At 58.9% G+C, this 15,700-nt stretch carries 18 protein-coding genes and 1 tRNA gene; 9 read left to right on the top strand and 10 right to left on the bottom strand.

Annotation, left to right across the window (positions count from 1 at the left end):
- Positions 1–76: 76 nt before the first annotated feature.
- The 6 genes from GGD46_RS03080 to GGD46_RS03055 all read left to right on the top strand — a co-directional run bounded on the left by GGD46_RS03080 (position 77) and on the right by GGD46_RS03055 (position 6,337).
- Complete coding sequence (locus tag GGD46_RS03080) at positions 77–652, top strand: polysaccharide biosynthesis/export family protein (RefSeq protein ID WP_184701704.1); 576 nt, start codon at positions 77–79, stop codon at positions 650–652.
- Between the two features lie 12 nt (positions 653–664).
- Positions 665–1,810, top strand: coding sequence for a glycosyltransferase family 4 protein (locus GGD46_RS03075; RefSeq protein WP_184701702.1), 1,146 nt, complete (start codon positions 665–667; stop codon positions 1,808–1,810).
- Between the two features lie 76 nt (positions 1,811–1,886).
- Positions 1,887–3,449 (top strand): undecaprenyl-phosphate glucose phosphotransferase, encoded by a 1,563-nt coding sequence (locus tag GGD46_RS03070; RefSeq protein WP_184701700.1) that lies wholly within the window; start codon positions 1,887–1,889, stop codon positions 3,447–3,449.
- Positions 3,446–4,708: an O-antigen ligase gene (locus GGD46_RS03065; protein WP_184701693.1), complete on the top strand. Its 1,263-nt coding sequence runs from the start codon at positions 3,446–3,448 to the stop codon at positions 4,706–4,708. Before GGD46_RS03070 ends, GGD46_RS03065 begins: the two co-directional genes overlap by 4 nt.
- On the top strand, positions 4,705–5,916 hold the full coding sequence (locus tag GGD46_RS03060) for a glycosyltransferase family 4 protein (RefSeq protein ID WP_246806185.1): 1,212 nt from the start codon (positions 4,705–4,707) through the stop codon (positions 5,914–5,916). The genes GGD46_RS03065 and GGD46_RS03060 overlap by 4 nt, the downstream gene beginning before the upstream one ends.
- A gap of 130 nt (positions 5,917–6,046) precedes the next feature.
- Positions 6,047–6,337 carry a helix-turn-helix domain-containing protein gene (locus GGD46_RS03055; RefSeq protein WP_184701691.1) on the top strand — a complete coding sequence of 97 codons (291 nt, stop codon included), beginning with the start codon at positions 6,047–6,049 and terminating at the stop codon, positions 6,335–6,337.
- A 92-nt stretch (positions 6,338–6,429) separates the two neighbouring features.
- On the opposite strand, the gene GGD46_RS03050 is transcribed toward GGD46_RS03055, so the two are convergent.
- Both GGD46_RS03050 and GGD46_RS03045 read right to left on the bottom strand, forming a co-directional pair.
- Positions 6,430–7,449 (bottom strand): alpha/beta hydrolase family esterase, encoded by a 1,020-nt coding sequence (locus GGD46_RS03050; RefSeq protein ID WP_184701689.1) that lies wholly within the window; start codon positions 7,447–7,449, stop codon positions 6,430–6,432.
- 229 nt (positions 7,450–7,678) lie between these two features.
- Positions 7,679–7,891 (bottom strand): hypothetical protein, encoded by a 213-nt coding sequence (locus tag GGD46_RS03045; RefSeq protein ID WP_184701687.1) that lies wholly within the window; start codon positions 7,889–7,891, stop codon positions 7,679–7,681.
- A gap of 241 nt (positions 7,892–8,132) precedes the next feature.
- On the opposite strand from GGD46_RS03045, the gene GGD46_RS03040 reads away from it, so the two are divergent.
- Both GGD46_RS03040 and GGD46_RS03035 read left to right on the top strand, forming a co-directional pair.
- Positions 8,133–8,525 (top strand): hypothetical protein, encoded by a 393-nt coding sequence (locus GGD46_RS03040; RefSeq protein WP_184701685.1) that lies wholly within the window; start codon positions 8,133–8,135, stop codon positions 8,523–8,525.
- A gap of 91 nt (positions 8,526–8,616) precedes the next feature.
- On the top strand, positions 8,617–9,327 hold the full coding sequence (locus GGD46_RS03035) for a thermonuclease family protein (RefSeq protein ID WP_184701682.1): 711 nt from the start codon (positions 8,617–8,619) through the stop codon (positions 9,325–9,327).
- 36 nt (positions 9,328–9,363) lie between these two features.
- Here GGD46_RS03035 and GGD46_RS03030 read toward each other — a convergent pair.
- Positions 9,364–9,440: transfer RNA gene (locus tag GGD46_RS03030), tRNA-Pro, on the bottom strand.
- Between the two features lie 86 nt (positions 9,441–9,526).
- The gene (locus GGD46_RS03025; RefSeq protein ID WP_184701680.1) at positions 9,527–9,922 is read right to left on the bottom strand and encodes a BA14K family protein; all 396 of its coding nucleotides are present in this window, start codon (positions 9,920–9,922) and stop codon (positions 9,527–9,529) included.
- Between the two features lie 175 nt (positions 9,923–10,097).
- Here GGD46_RS03025 and GGD46_RS03020 point away from each other — a divergent pair, with 175 nt between their 5' ends.
- Entirely contained in the window at positions 10,098–10,352 is a 255-nt protein-coding gene (locus GGD46_RS03020) for a hypothetical protein (RefSeq protein WP_184701678.1), read from the top strand.
- A gap of 80 nt (positions 10,353–10,432) precedes the next feature.
- On the opposite strand, the gene GGD46_RS03015 is transcribed toward GGD46_RS03020, so the two are convergent.
- The 6 genes from GGD46_RS03015 to plsX form a co-directional block, all read right to left on the bottom strand.
- Complete coding sequence (locus GGD46_RS03015; RefSeq protein ID WP_184701676.1) at positions 10,433–10,765, bottom strand: hypothetical protein; 333 nt, start codon at positions 10,763–10,765, stop codon at positions 10,433–10,435.
- 223 nt (positions 10,766–10,988) lie between these two features.
- Positions 10,989–12,095 (bottom strand): porin, encoded by a 1,107-nt coding sequence (locus GGD46_RS03010; RefSeq protein WP_184701674.1) that lies wholly within the window; start codon positions 12,093–12,095, stop codon positions 10,989–10,991.
- A 355-nt stretch (positions 12,096–12,450) separates the two neighbouring features.
- Positions 12,451–12,999, bottom strand: a complete 549-nt coding sequence (locus tag GGD46_RS03005) for a MerR family transcriptional regulator (protein ID WP_184701672.1) — start codon at positions 12,997–12,999, stop codon at positions 12,451–12,453.
- A 216-nt stretch (positions 13,000–13,215) separates the two neighbouring features.
- On the bottom strand, positions 13,216–13,554 hold the full coding sequence (locus GGD46_RS03000; RefSeq protein ID WP_184701670.1) for an integration host factor subunit alpha: 339 nt from the start codon (positions 13,552–13,554) through the stop codon (positions 13,216–13,218).
- Between the two features lie 108 nt (positions 13,555–13,662).
- On the bottom strand, positions 13,663–14,634 hold the full coding sequence (locus GGD46_RS02995) for a beta-ketoacyl-ACP synthase III (protein WP_184701668.1): 972 nt from the start codon (positions 14,632–14,634) through the stop codon (positions 13,663–13,665).
- A gap of 19 nt (positions 14,635–14,653) precedes the next feature.
- Entirely contained in the window at positions 14,654–15,700 is a 1,047-nt protein-coding gene (gene plsX, locus GGD46_RS02990) for a phosphate acyltransferase PlsX (RefSeq protein ID WP_184701666.1), read from the bottom strand.

The following is a 15,700-nucleotide window of genomic DNA, read 5'->3' as shown; positions in this document are numbered from 1 at the left end:
TTCGGTCTTTACCGGCCGTTAACCCTAACGGATTGATAACGGCGCTAGTGTCTTCTCCCATTCTAATGAGCGCGAAATGCCCTTCGCAAAGCCAAAGATTGCCCTTGCACTCGGCATGGTAGCCATGAGCGTCGCGCTCGCAGGCTGCAACACCTATCAGCCTGCGCCGAAGGCGTTCAGTGAGGCCACGATCCAGCCCTATACGTTGGACAGTGGTGACAGGCTGCGCGTAACGGTGTTCGATCAGCCGGGCCTCAGCAACACCTATACGGTCGATCAGGCCGGCTACATTGCGTTTCCGCTGATCGGTCAGGTCACGGCTCGTGGTCGGACCTTGCAGCAGCTCTCCGGGCAGATCGCCCAGAAGCTGCGGCAGGGTTATATTCGCGATCCCGACGTCTCAATCGATGTCGATCGCTATCGTTCGGTCTACATCATGGGTGAAGTCGGCCAGCCGGGGCAGTATTCCTATGTACCGGGCATGACCGTCCAAAATGCCATTGCGGTTGCCGGCGGCTTCAGCAGCCGCGCCAATCAATCCAACGCGGACGTCACGCGCAAGATCAACGGTCACGTCATGACGGGCCGTGTCGGTATCTCCGATCCGGTGCTCGCTGGCGATACGATCTATGTCAGAGAGCGGTTGTTCTGACCGCGCTCACTCATGGCAAAACCGCTCCGCATCCTTCACTGTTTCAGATCGCCCGTCGGCGGGGTCTTTCGCCATGTCCGGGATCTGGCGGAGGAACAAAGCAAGGCGGGACATGAGGTCGGCATCCTTTGCGACAGCCTGACCGGCGGAGAACACGAGGATCATCTGTTCGACGATATCGCGCCATTTCTCGCGCTCGGCGTCGTCCGGTTACCGATCCGGCGTCAGATCAGCCTCTCCGATGCGCCCACGCTTTGGAGCAGCTATCAGAAGATCAAGAGTTTGCGGCCGGATGTGCTGCACGGGCACGGCGCCAAGGGCGGCCTGCTTGCGCGCGTTCTCGGCTCATTGCTGCGGGTTAGTAGGTATCGCGTCGCCCGCCTCTATACTGCGCATGGCGGCAGCCTGCACTTTTCGCGCGGCTCGCTGCAGGGCATGCTGGTGCATAGCCTTGAACGAATGCTGGAATTTCTGACCGATGGTTTGATTTTCATCTGCGACTTCGAGCGGCGCACCTATGAAAGGAAAATCGGTAAGCCGCGGACACGATCGGTCCTGATCTACAACGGCATCAGCGAGCGAGATTTCCGCCCCATCCCGACACGATCGGACTCCGTGCATTTTGTCTATATCGGCATGCTGCGGGATCTCAAAGGTCCCGACCTGTTCATCGAGGCCTTCGCCAAGACCGAACGGCGGATCGGCAGGCCTCTCTCCGCGCTGATCATCGGCGACGGACCGGACAGGGACAAATACCACCGGATGATGATCGAACGCGGCCTTGGCCATCGCATCGGCATGCTGCCGGCCATGCGCGTGCAGGAGGCCTTCGCGGTCTCGCAAAATGTTGTCGTTCCCTCGCGCGCAGAAGCGATGCCCTATATTGTTCTCGAAGCGCTGGCGGCGGGAAAGACCGTGATTGCCTCACGCGTTGGCGGCATCCCTGAAGCCCTCGGAGAAAACAGCGCCGCACTCGCTCGCACCGAAGATGCCGACGACCTGTCCCGCATCATGGCCGAGTCCATCACCGAACAGGACTGGGGCGGCCGCCATATGCCCAATATCGAGACAATCCGGCTCAATTTTTCAGCCTCGGTCATGGCTCGCGACACATTGAAGCTGTATCAAAATATACTTGGTTCTGGTGACAAACACTAGAATACAAGCAGGTGTTGTAAGTGTTTCTTAGCTGATATCTGGTAGGCCTTTTCCGGTAACGACCGGATAAGTTGCCATGAACACTAGCGAAAAGTCCGAACAATTTAACTTAGACAATATTCGCAAGCAGGCTTCGGAGATCCGCACCCGCGGTGCCGAAGAGTCTCAGAGCGATCGCCCGAACGGTGAACTCAATCTCTATGCGCGGCAGATTGCCGAGCAGTTCCGTGAAACCAACCAAACGCCGGCGATTATCATCGGCCAGTATCGGCTGTTCGAATTTCTGTCACTGCTCGCAGTTGGACTGGCACTTCTGTTTTTCGGCACGACTCCCGACGATCACCCCTTCCTGTCGAGAGCTGCGGTGACGATCGCGGTCAGCGGCCTTGCCATCGCCTTCCTGCAGGTGGCGGATGCCTATCAGATACCGATCCTGCGCTCGCCCCATCGCTTCCTTCACCGGATTTTGGGACCTTGGATTGTCGCCTTCGCCATCATGGCTCTGGCCCTCGTTCCTATCGGCCTGGGCAACATCTATTCCCTGCCCCTCCTCGGCGCCTGGCTGGGTGCCGGAGCTGCGTTCCTCCTCGTGGCCCGGCTCCTTTTCGCCTATGGCATCCGCAACTGGGCGCGCAACGGTATCATGGAACGACGCGCCGTCATCGTCGGCGGTGGCGAGCCGGCCAAGGAACTCATCCGCGCGCTCGAACACCAACCCGACAACGACATCCGCATTTGCGGCATCTTCGACGATCGCGGCGAGAAGCGTTCGCCGGTCATGGTCGCCGGCTATCCGAAGCTCGGGACGGTCCCGGAGCTAGTCGAGTTCGCCCGGCTGGCGCGGGTAGACATGCTGATCATTTCTCTTCCGAGCAGCGCTGAAGATCGCATCCTGCAATTGCTGAAAATGCTCTGGGTCCTGCCGGTCGATATTCGCTTGGCTGCCCATGCCAACAAGCTGCGTTTTCGGCCGCGCGCCTACTCGCATGTCGGCGCGGTGCCGATGCTCGATATCTTCAACAAGCCGATCCGTGATTGGGACGGCGTCGGTAAGCGCATCTTCGACATCTTCTTCAGCCTGTTCGCCCTTGCCTTGCTCTGGCCGATCATGCTGGGTGCCGCAATTGCCGTGAAGGTGACTTCGAAGGGGCCGATCTTCTTCATGCAGAAGCGACACGGCTTCAACAACGAGATCATCAACGTCTTCAAGTTCCGCTCGATGTATACGCATATGAGCGATCCGACCGCACGCAACGCCGTCACCAAGAACGATCCGCGCGTTACGCCCGTCGGACGTTTCATCCGCAGGACGTCGATCGACGAATTACCGCAGCTCTTCAACGTGTTGCTCGGTAGCCTTTCGCTCGTCGGCCCGCGGCCGCATGCCGTGCTCGCCGCCAGCCACAACCGCACTTACGCCGATGTCGTCGAAGGCTACTTCGCACGCCATCGCGTCAAGCCAGGCGTCACCGGCTGGGCGCAGATCAACGGCTGGCGCGGCGAGATCGACAGCGACGACAAGATCAAGTTCCGCACGGCCTATGATCTCTACTACATCGAGAACTGGTCGCTGCTGTTCGATCTCAAGATCCTGTTCAAGACGCCGTTCAGCCTGCTCAATACGGAAAACGCGTATTGACCGCGATCGAGCTCCCACCTTCCGGCGTTGCGCAGCCGCAGCTTGCGGCATTACGACTGGTCGGTACGGCCTGCGTCGCCATAGGGGTGTTGATGTCGGGTTTCGTGATCGCGGAACCCGCGCCCTATGAGCTGTGGCTCGCCTTTCTTATCGGCACGTGGTTCATTCTCGGGCTGAAGATATCCCGCAGCGTCGCGCCGCTTCTGGTGCTGTTCCTGACGTTCAACATCGGCGGCATGCTGTCGATCACGCAGATGCGCAACCTTGCGGCAAGCAACCATCTCGACGGCCCGATCTATATTGCCGTCTCCACCTTTCTGGCTTTGAGCTCCGTCTTCTACGCCGCCATCGTTGAGGACAGCCAGAAGCGGCTGAAGCTGATCTTCAATACCTGGGTGGTGGCAGCATTGATTACCGCAAGCCTGGGCATTCTCGGCTATTTCCACGCCGTCCCAGGCTTCGATATTTTCACACGCTACGATCGCGCCATGGGCGCCTTCCAGGATCCGAACGTCTTTGGTCCCTATCTGGCGGCGCCCAGCCTCTATCTCATGCATGGGCTGCTGATCGGCGACCTGAAGAAGGCGCCGATCAGGATCGTATGCCTCCTCGTTCTCGCTTTTGCGGTCTTCCTTTCATTCTCGCGAGCGGCCTGGGGGCTGTTTGCCTTCACCTCGGTGATGCTGATCTTCTGCATGCTGTTGAAACATCGCAGCAACAAGTTTCGCCTGCGCATCCTGGTTATAGCGCTGGCGGCGATCATCCTCATGGTCGTGCTGCTTGTCATCGCGCTGCAGTTTCCGCAGGTCAGCGACCTGTTTTCCATCCGCGCGCAACTCGTTCAGAGCTATGACGGCAGGCACCTCGGCCGTTTTGAGCGTCATAGCGTCGGCTTTGCGATGTCGATGGAGCGGCCTTTCGGTATGGGACCGCTGGTCTTCGGTCATATGTTTGAGGAAGACGAGCACAATACCTGGCTGAAGACGCTGACCACCTATGGCTGGCTCGGGTTCTTCTGCTGGGTCAGCATGATCTGCTGGACCATCTATATCGGCTTCCGCAACCTTTTGAGGGAACGGCCCTGGCAGCCCTTCGCGATGATCGCCTGGATCGTCGTTCTCGGCCATGTCGGCATCGGCAACGTCATCGACACCGATCACTGGCGTCACTTCTACATGTTGATCGGCATCGTCTGGGGCTGCGGCGCCCTTGAGCAAAAGTATCAGCGTAGCTTGAGTGGAAGGGAGGCCGCGCCTTGAATATCCGCACCAGTGTCAAGCGTCTGTCGATGCTGCAGGTCCTCGAACCGAGCGGCGGCGGCTCGGGGCGGCACTTCCTCGATCTCTGCCGGGCAATGCAGCATCGCGGTCATTCGGTGACCGCCGTCTATTCGCCCGTGCGCGCCGAGGCGGCCTTCGTTGGGGAATTGGAAGGCATCGGTCTCGACCGGGTCATTCCCGTCGCCATGCGACGTGCGCCGGGACCATGGGATATCACCGCGTGGAGACATTTACGCAGAATCGCCACGGAGCAAGGGCCGTTCGATCTGATCCATGGCCACAGCTCCAAGGCCGGAGCGCTGACGCGGTTGCGCTTGCCTGGAAAGCACGTCCCCGTTCTTTATACCCCGCACGCATTTCGCACGATGGACCCAACGCTGGGCTCGAAGGGGCGGTTGATCTATGGCGGCATCGAGCGCTTGCTCGGCAACTGGCTGACGGATCAACTGATCTGCGTATCGCGAGACGAATATAACCATGCCTTGTCGCTTGGCATCTCCGAGGCACGGCTGCGCATCGTCGTCAACGGCGTCGGCTCGCCGCCGACCAGCCAGCGCGCCGCCATCCGTAGGCGGTATGGGGTCCCTCAGGACGCTCTGCTCTTCGGCTTCGTCGGCCGGATGACTCGCCAGAAGGCTCCGGAACGGCTTGTCGAGGCATTTACCCGCATCGCCAGCACGCTGCCACAAGCACATTTGCTTATGATCGGCGTTGGGGAGCTTGCGACCGCCGTCACCGATATGATCAGGACAGCCGGCCTGGAAAAGCGCGCCTACATCGACGGCGGCATACCCGGAGTGACCGCAATCGAAGCCTTCGATGTCGTCGTCATGCCGAGCCGTTACGAGGCGATGTCCTATGTGATGCTTGAAGCCGCAGCCGCAGGCAAACCACTGCTGCTGGCAGATGTCGGTGGCGCGCGAACCGTGCTCGAACATGGCAAGAACGGCTACATCGTGCCCAACAGCGATGACCCGAAGGAGCTCGCCAGCGCCATGACGCGCCTTGCCGATCCCAGACTGCTTGCAAACTTCTCCTCCGAGGCGCGTCGCCGCAAGGATGGCTACACTCTTGCCGGTATGGCCGACGCCACGGAACAGATCTACTACGATCTGCTTGGCTATCCCGTCCCTGCCCCGCTTGCTAGCCCCGAAGACATCAGGCCTCAGAACGTCGCAGCCTTTTAGAACACTCGCGCAAGATCAGGCACCTGAAGCGCGAGACGTCACTCCGAGAAAAGCGCAACGCGCTTTTGACGCGCGCGATTTTTGCGTGAAACCGGTTCCGCTTCTCGGGCCTATGGAGTAGAGTTGAGTCATGATCACATCTGCACAATTGCGCGGTGCGCGCGCCATGCTCGGGCTGACGACAGAAGCACTCGCTAATGAGAGCAAGCTTCCGATCTCATCCATCGAAGCGTTGGAGATGGACGTCGATTCCAAGGATATGAAGGCGGTTGCCGCCGTTCGTGCCGCCTTGGAGAGCCACGGCATAATTTTTCTCGCCGGCGGGAGTGACGGAACCGGCGGCGCCGGTATCCGTTTCAAGCATTGGGCCGAGAACGATGGCATTCGGCCCGAAAATCTGAATGCGACCAACGACGATTGATTGCAAGACTGGCGGCGCCTTATGAGTAGTCGCCCGAGCTTCCTCTCATACTACTCTTGGCGCGAGCGCGAGCCCGCTCTTCGAGGGCAATCTCAGGCGACCAGCCCCCAGCCTTTGATCAGTTGTTCCGGCGCGGAGATGGCCGCAGGCAGAATGAAACGCTCGGTGTCGTTTGCCGGCTCCCTGCCCTCGATGACCGAACCGACCGGGAAACCGTGCCCGAAATCCGTCAGGGTGACGAGTTCCAGGATCATATTGCCATAGTCATCACGCCATTCGCGGCGCTCGCCGCCTTCGAACAGACGCAGGCGGCCCTTGGTGCGCGGGCGCTCGCGCACGGCAAGCCATTGTGCTATGGCCGACTCTGCATTGACATAGGAAACAACTTCATCGGCATCGCCATGCCAGATGGAAACGACAGGAAAGCGGGTAGCATCGGGAGATGCTTCGCGAACGAGCTCGCCCCATTTATCGGCCGAGCGCGTCGAGCCGCGCTTCATGACATCCAGTGCCGACATGGCGTCGCGGGCGGCGCCGAAAGGCAGGCCGCCGATGATGGCGCCTGCTGCAAAGAGTTCCGGATAGGTGGCAAGCAGCGCTGCAGCCATCGCGCCACCGGCCGAGAGGCCCATGACGAAAATCCTGCTGTCGTCGATTTCGTGCACCTTGCGACTGAAATCGATCATCTCGCGGATCGAACCTAGCTCGCCGCGATCGCGCGTTACCATGCTCGGGCGGAACCAGTTGAAACAGAGATTGGGATTGTTGAATGCCTTCTGTTCGGCGTAGAGCACGGCGAATCCATGCTGGCGGGCAAGAGCCGTCCAGCCGCTGGATCGATCGAAATCCTCGGCATTCTGATGACAGCCATGCAGGACAACGACGAGTGGCATCGGGCCTTTGATACCAGGCGGTACGTATTCGAGCATGCGCAGGCTGCCTGGATTGCGACCGAACCAGAGAATTTCGGTCAACCGCTGGGGCGCCGTACGCGTGGAGACGCGACGACGCGCCGGCTGTGCTTGCGGCTGGGTTACCGGAAATTTGAACTGCGGCAACTCGACAGAGTCGGCAAGCAGGCGGCGGAGCCGGCTCGGAACTTTGAGATTCATTATGGACCTTTCTGCTTATTCGCGCCCGCCGCTTTTCGTTTTTCCTTTGTCGCGACGGCCGCGCACCGCTCCCAAAGGGAATCGGTAACATCGAGAGACGAACTCTCTTTGTGCAATGCAGCATATATAGGGTGGAATTGTCGCTTCGAACAGCGACAAAGCATCATTGCAGCTATGTGAAATCAGCTTAAATCGATTAGATTCAAGACCATAAAAAAACGCTGATGTGTCAGAAATAAGCCCTTGCAAGCGCAAGCAGCTTCGCATCGTCCTTCACGCCCTGACGATAAAGCTGGATGATCAACGCGCCCAGCCGCTCTGCCTGCACGCCACGCGAATCGATGCCGCGATCTCGGCAGACAGTATCCAGCACCTTCTCCAGACGATCGAGATCGTCCGAAAACAAAGGCAAATCCCTTGGATGGATAGGGGTTTCCAGCATTCGCGCGGTCTCGTCCTTTGAGTAAGAGAATGCGGCACCCCCTCGGCGCCGGCTTCATACTCTACAGCAGGACTGGACTATGCGCTTCGGCCCCAGAGTTGGCAAGGAAGCAATTACATGGTCGGGGGCTGCTGATTCGAATGCAATGCCGAGACTCAGCCCGGACGTACAATTTTAGGTTAGGTCATCACCCCGTCTTCATCCATATCTGCGATAAACCGACTGAACAGGAGAGACGACAATGACCAGATTTTTAATGCCCGCTACACTCGGCCTGCTGCTTGCCGCCACAACGCTGCCAGCCCTTGCACAGAACTTTCAGAACCTGCCCTTACGCAATCCTCGCCAGCTGCCGGACGGATATATTTCGGTGCAATCGGGAATATCGCTGTCCTACTCCGTGCCGGATGGCGACAACGAGGAGCAGCAGGAGAAGGCTTTGAAATCCTTCTACAAGATCGCCGCAAGCAGCTGCGGCACCCTGCTCGCTACCATAGCGGACGCTTGTGAAATCAGCGCCATGTCGAGCAATACGTCGGTCAATAATTTCGATGGTCGGGGACTGAAGCTTTCCGTCAACGGACAGGTGACGATGTCGGTGAAGCTGAAACCATCGACGGCTTCAACGAAATAGGAATCCTGTGGTCCCGTCATCGGAGAACGAAAAGCCAACGGATCGGTAAGAAATCGCAGCGATAATCTCCCCGCAATCGAGGGACGACACTATGGCTAAAGCGAAACGACGCGTTCGGCGCAAACCGCAACCCAAGGCGGGAGGTTCGATATGGCTGTGGGGCTTCGTTGGCCTGGCGATAGTGGGCGGCATGTATGCCTACCAACACCGTAAGGATATGCCTTCCATGCTCGCCCATGCCGGTGCGGTTGCCGGCATGCCGAAGATGACCCAGGACGCACCGACGCCGGCGGTAAAACCGAAGATCAAGACCGCAGCGGTTATCCCGGAGCCCCGCGCCACCCCTGCCCTTCCCGTGCCACCGGCAGCCATTCCGGCGGCAACGGCCGCGATCCCCGTGGCGCTGCCGATCAACAGACCGGCGATCGATCGCCCCGGCATGCGGGCGCAGACGGGCGGCCGCTTCGTGCTTTGCAGCGCCGGTTCGGGCACCAACTGCGTGGTGGACGGCAATACGTTCTGGCAGGACGGGATAAGGATCCAGCTCGCCGATATCGACGTACCGGGCGTTGAGGCTGCACGCTGCCCAGGCGAAAAACAAAAGGCCGTTGCCGCCAAGCTGCGCCTGCAGGCCATTCTGAATGACGGGACTTTCGTACTTTCCGGCAGCAACCGTCGCGACGACCTGAATGGCGGCAAGCTACGCATCGCCATGCGTGCCGGCCGCTCGATCGGCGATCAAATGGTTTCCGAAGGACTCGCGCGGCGCTGGACTGGCCAGTCATCCTCGTGGTGCGGCTAGCTATTGAAAATCTGATTGGGAGTTCAAGGAGATAAATGGTCGGGGCGACTGGACTCGAACCAGCGACCCCTTGACCCCCAGTCAAGTGCGCTACCGGGCTGCGCTACGCCCCGACCTGCCGAAACGGCTTGTTTCGTTTAGAGTCTAGCGTTAGCCGAAGCAAGCGAAAAGTAGCGGCTCACTCAGAAAAAGTTCACGCTCAGCGACATGCCTGCCGCGGCCCATGGCTCGGCTGGTAAGTATTGTCCGCAGGATTATAGGAACGATAGCGGCTTGCGCAGCTGCGGGCATGGCTATCGTAGTAGCCACGATCGCGCTGCCAGCTGAACAGGGTGCCGGTCACGAAGGATTTGAAGAGCACGCCGCTGTCTGAATCATCATCATAGTAGCTGTCAGAACCATGAAACCGATGCCCGCCACCCCATCGGTTGTGGTGATGCCAATGCCCATGGCCGTGATCATGAACCTGGATGACGTCGGACTGTTGGGGCACCGACAATGCCGGCATGGTGATGGCGCCGGCCGACACAGCGGCACCAGCCGCCAGCAGCAAACCGAAGCCTGCGGCAGTTATCGATCTTGCAATCGTAAACATAAGCGACTCCTTCGAAATCGGGCCGCAGCGCCAAGCAAATCTGCGTGAGAACCTTGCCACCGGACGCGCCGATATTACCTTTATATAGTAATTTGAAATCACACTCATAGATGCTGTCCCGTCTTTATTGCGCGATGATTTCGCAGGGACCGGACACGTGCAGAAAGCCAGGACAATGAGGCCCTTCATAGCCCTTTTAGTATGCGGACCCTTGCTTGCCGCATGCAACACAACCGCCCCCCTGCAACCCATTCCCGGCAGCATTACCTATGGCGGTCAGCCGCATACGAAGCTGACGCAATCGCCTCCCGGCACCCGGATCGCGCATCGCTTCACCAACCAATGGGGACAGGATATCTACGAAACCTACATCCTCCAACCCGACCGCAGCCTTAAGCTGGTCAGCCGCGAGGAAGTGACGCCGTTTTGACCGGCATGCAACAGAAATGAAAACTCCGCCGGGTTGAATCGGCGGAGTTTTCCATTGTCATACGAAGCTGCGAGCGACTTTTACCAGCAGCGATAGCAACGGCGGTAATAGGGCCGGTCGTAATCGCGGCGATGATGATGACGGCTGTCGCTGACGGCGGCGCCAATCAGGACGCCACCGATAATACCTGCTGCCGCAAGGCCGGCAGCCTGATTTTCAGCCTGCTGCGCCTGGGCGCGATTGGCTTGATAGGTGGACCCGACGCAACGATTGTAGCGCTGCGAGCCCGGGCGGAACCCTTGAGACTGGCAGGTCATTTCGGCATTCATCGCTGATTCCTGCGGCGTCTGACAGCTCGCTAGAATGGTTGAAACGGCGACAAGGCTAGCCGCCATGGTGGCGCGTATACGCATATTCCCTCCGGCACAAATAATACAACCCCGAAGGATCGAACTACAGCCAAAGGTAATATTTGGCAAGCCGAGCTCATCAAGCTATGCGCGTAGTTGGCATCATGATTAATAGCTCAAGGTTGCTTTCTGACTCGCAAACTCCTCTCACGCCTAGTGAAACCCTTGCCGGCCGGTTCCCGTCCGCCGGCATTGCCGCAGACGGAGACCATCACATCAGCCCAAATCAGAAATTCCGTTCGAAACGAAGAATACCGGCAACCGTATCATCCTTGATGAAGTCGTAGTGCATATAGGTCACCTCGGGTTCGACCAGCAGATCCTTGACCGGATTGAATTTGAGGTTCGTCGTCGCCTCGAAAATCTTCGATTCCGTATAGGCGAGCTGCAGGTTCCATTTCAGCTTTTCGTTGATCGGAACACCGACGCCGCCCCAAACAGCCCAGTCTCCCCAACCGCATTTGGCGGCATTGACGGCGCCGCCCGATGTCGTGCAGGCGGAAATATCCTGGTTCGTGCCGGCATATTTGTTCAGCTTGTCGCCGTCCGTATTCCAGCCACCCATCAGGAAGGCTTCCACGCCGCCGAACTTGGCATCGATGCGCGCCTTGATGGCGCCCTCCTCGACGATCGAGTCATAACCGCCGACGACCTTGAAGCCCCAATCGCCAGTCTTGTAGCCGAAGCCGGCGACGACGTCGGGGGTATAGTGATTGGACTTGTCGTCCGTCCACCAACCCGCGCCATAGGAGGCTTGACCGTCGGTCGTGGAGTTGCTGTCTTCCAGCGAAATCACGGCGGTAAAGCCGTTACCGGCATCATAATTGTAGGTCAGCTGGTTCAATTCGTAGGGGCCGTCATAGATCGCGTCGTCATTGATGACGTCGCCGGCATAGCCAGCATAGAGATTGAATTGCGAGTCGAGTTTGCCGACCGTGAAGCCTGCGAGGCTGATATTGGCAAAGAGCAGCTTGGAGGATGTCGCACCTCCATCGTGCCACTCCCAGCGGAAGACCGTGTTCGTCTTCAGCGCACCATATTCGGTGTCGGTGGCTGTATCGACATTGAGTTCGACACGCTCGTGCCAGAGTGTACCCACCTTGCTGCGCGGATTAAAGGCGTCGTACCACTCGCCTTCGGTGCGGACCTTGCCGCCGATCTTGAGGCAGGTTTCGGTGCCGGGAATGTAGAAATAGCTGGTGCCGTAGACATCGCAGATCCGGACATATTCCAGGGGCTCTGGTTCAGCGGAAACAATTGCATCTGCAGCATGGGCGGCGCTCGCTGCGGCAATAGCAGCGGCGGAGCCGAGAAGAAGGCTCTTGATGTTCATGATATCTCCATTCGACGATCCATCAGGGATGGAGTCTCCCGGCAGGCAACCTCTTGCCCCTCCATGGCCCGACTGGCTTTTTCCCTTCTTTGAAGGGCGAAGCAGCGAAGCTTCATGGTCAGACTGAACCTGTGGTTTGGGTCGGGCAAGTTGAGAAGGTTAGCAAACTAACTTCTTGGGCACAGAAGCACCGGTACGTGACAAATTTGTCACGTAGATTTGCGCAGGCGTATTATGACGAAACGGAACTCCGCCTCGCGACGGTAAGGTGGCCCACAGGAGGCACGGATTGCCTTAACATGGTCGCATCCCATGCACACATCCGGGCGGGTCGTCTACGCGGCAGCTCGTGGTACTACCGCACCTGATCCAGCAGACGCTTGCATTCCAGAAGGTCGTAAAGCGTTTCCTGCAGCAAGGCCCGGTCTTCCTTGCCGACACTGGATTTGCCGATGGAAACATCCGGCACGCCGTCGTCTCCGCTCACGAAATTGAAGAAGCGGCGGCTGATTGGCGCCTTGGCACGGCCGACGACCTGATCCTCTTCCGGATTGGCAGAGCTGACGCGTGGTTCGACGGGAGCGTGCTCCTGCGCTGCAGAAGCAAGCGCTTCGACACTTGCAAGGTCCCCGTGCCCCACCGCGATGACAAACTTGTTGCCATTGGTCTTCAAGAGCTTCTGAACGCCCTTGATCGTATAGCCGTGATCGTAGAGCAGATGGCGGATGCCGTTCAGCAGGTCGACGTCTTCAGGCCGATAATAACGCCTGCCGCCGCCGCGCTTCATCGGCTTGATTTGCGGGAAACGCGTCTCCCAGAACCGTAGGACATGCTGCGGCAGATCAAGGTCTTCCGCGACTTCGCTGATCGTGCGAAATGCATCCGGGCTCTTGTCCATCATCATACTCCCACAGCGCAATTGCGGCGCCGCCCGGGCCGCATCGCACAAAAACGGATATCGACGTCGCATCCTATCGAGATACGAATCATCATATTTCAACGGTTTGGCAGAGGAAATTCAAGTGGTCTCTGCAGCTGCTGCACAAGCAAGCCGCAAAACCTTAAGACAAAGGCCGCAGCGCAAGGCATACGGCCCAAGGAAAATCAGTTTTCCGGCAGATCAGGAAGCGGGATTCGCAGGCCTTACCTTCGCCTTGCGGCTGGCATGCGCCTTGAGGATCCTGCTCTTCAAGACATTCGATGCCTTGAATGTCATGACGCGCCGCGGAGAAATCGGCACTTCCTCGCCGGTCTTTGGATTTCGACCAATGCGTTCATTTTTGTCGCGCACCTGAAACGTCGCGAAGGACGAAAGTTTCACCGTTTCGCCGCGCACGATGGCGTTGCAAATTTCATCGATCACCGTCTCGACGAGCTCTGCCGACTCCGTGCGGGAGAGGCCGACTTTCCGGAATACTGACTCCGCCAAATCCGCGCGCGTCACTGTCTTGCCCGTCATAGCTCCCCGCCCATACTGATTGGTAATCTTATTCAAGCCTAGCGAGACTATTGCCCTTGCGCCAAACGGTCAAGCTCTTGTTCGGAATCGGCTTTTAGGGATACGGCGCTACCAGCGCAGCAGCACCGCTCCCCAGGTAAAGCCGCCGCCCATGGCCTCCAGCATCACCAGATCGCCCTTCTTGATTCGTCCGTCTCCGGCAGCTGTCGCGATCGCCAGAGGGATGGAGGCGGCGGAGGTATTACCATGAAGATCGACGGTGACCACAACCTTCTCGGGAGCAATTCCAAGTTTTTTGGCGGAGCCGTCAATGATGCGGCGATTGGCCTGATGCGGCACCAGCCAGTCCAGATCGTCCACCTTCGCGCCGGTTGCGTCGAAGGCAGCCTGAATGACGTCGGTGATCATGCCGACCGCGTGCTTGAAGACTTCCCGTCCCGCCATATGCAGAACGCCGACCGTGCCCGTCGAAGACGGCCCGCCGTCCACGTAAAGTTTGTCCTTGTGGGCGCCGTCGGAACGCAGGCTTGCCGCCAGCACGCCGCGATCGCTGTTGGCGCCACTTCCCTCGGCCACCTCGAGGATCAGCGCACCAGCGCCGTCACCGAAGAGAACGCAAGTCGTGCGGTCGGTCCAATCGAGGATGCGCGAGAATGTCTCCGCGCCTATCACGAGAACACGCTTGGCAAGGCCCCCGCGGATATAGGCATCGGCAGTGGTTACGGCATAGACAAAGCCTGTGCAGACGGCCTGAACGTCAAAGGCAAAGCCATGATGCATGCCGAGCCGGTTCTGGATATTGACGGCGGTTGCCGGAAAAGTGTTGTCGGGCGTCGACGTCGCGACGATGATCATGTCGAGATCATCAGGCGTCATACCGGCATTGGCGAGAGCGGCACGCGCTGCCTGCTCGCCCAGCGACGCCGTGGTTTCGCCTTCGCCGGCAACATAGCGCTGACGGATACCTGTGCGCTGGACAATCCAGTCGTCGCTGGTATCGACGACCTGTTCCATCTCGGCATTGGTCATGACGCGTTTGGGGAGCGCCGCCCCAAATCCGCGAACAACTGAACGGATCATTCTGCTTGTACCCCGTAGCTCATGCCGCTTCCGGCCCGATGGGGGGCAGCCGTTTGGCATGGTATTTCTTCAAATCGTTTTCGATCTTCTGCGTCAAACCGTTCTTGGCCATGTCATAGCCGACATCGACGGCGGCCGCAAAAGCTTCGACATTCGCGCCGCCATGGCTCTTGATGACGATGCCGTTAAGGCCGAGGAAGACGCCGCCGTTGACCTTGCTCGGATCGAGCTTCTCGCGCAGCAGATCGAAGGCACCCTTGGCAAGAACGTAACCGATGCGCGCCAGCAACGTGCGCGACATGGCCGCGCGCAGGTACGAGCCGATCTGCTTGGCAGTGCCTTCCGCCGCTTTCAGCGCGATATTGCCGGAAAAGCCTTCCGTGACCACGACGTCCACAGTGCCCTTTCCGATATCGTCGCCCTCGACGAAGCCGAAATATTCCAGTGACTCAAGATTGGCTTCGCGAATCAGGCGGCCGGCATCCTTGACGTCTTCCTGTCCCTTGATTTCCTCGACCCCGACATTCAGCAGGCCGATGGTCGGACGCTCGATCTCGAAGAGCGCACGCGCCATCGCTCCGCCCATCAGCGCAAAGTCGAGCAGCTGCTGCGCATCGGCGCCGATCGTGGCACCGACATCGAGTACGATGCTTTCGCCACGAAGCGTCGGCCAGATCGCCGCGATTGCCGGACGTTCGATATTGGCCATGGTGCGCAAACAGAATTTAGCCATCGCCATGAGCGCGCCTGTGTTGCCGGCGGAAACGACAACATCGGCATCACCCGCCTTCACGGCGTCGATCGAGCGCCACATGCTGGAAACATAGCGGCCGCGGCGGAGCGCCTGGCTCGGCTTCTCATCCATGCTGATGGCAACTTCGCATTCGTGAAAGACCGATTTTTCGCGAAGCTTGGGATATTTGGCGAGGACCGCTTCGCAGCGATCCTTCTGTCCGTACATAATGAATGTAATATCGGGATGCCTATCCAGCGCCTTGGCCGCGCCGGGAACAACAACCTCAGGGCCGAAGTCGCCACCCATTAGGTCAAGAGAAATTCTGATCAC

Source organism: Martinezella lusitana, assembly GCF_014207095.1.
Classification (GTDB): Bacteria; Pseudomonadota; Alphaproteobacteria; order Rhizobiales; family Rhizobiaceae; genus Rhizobium; species Rhizobium lusitanum_B.
Note: the sequence above shows the minus strand (reverse complement) of the source record. Positions and strands in the feature narration are given on the sequence as shown.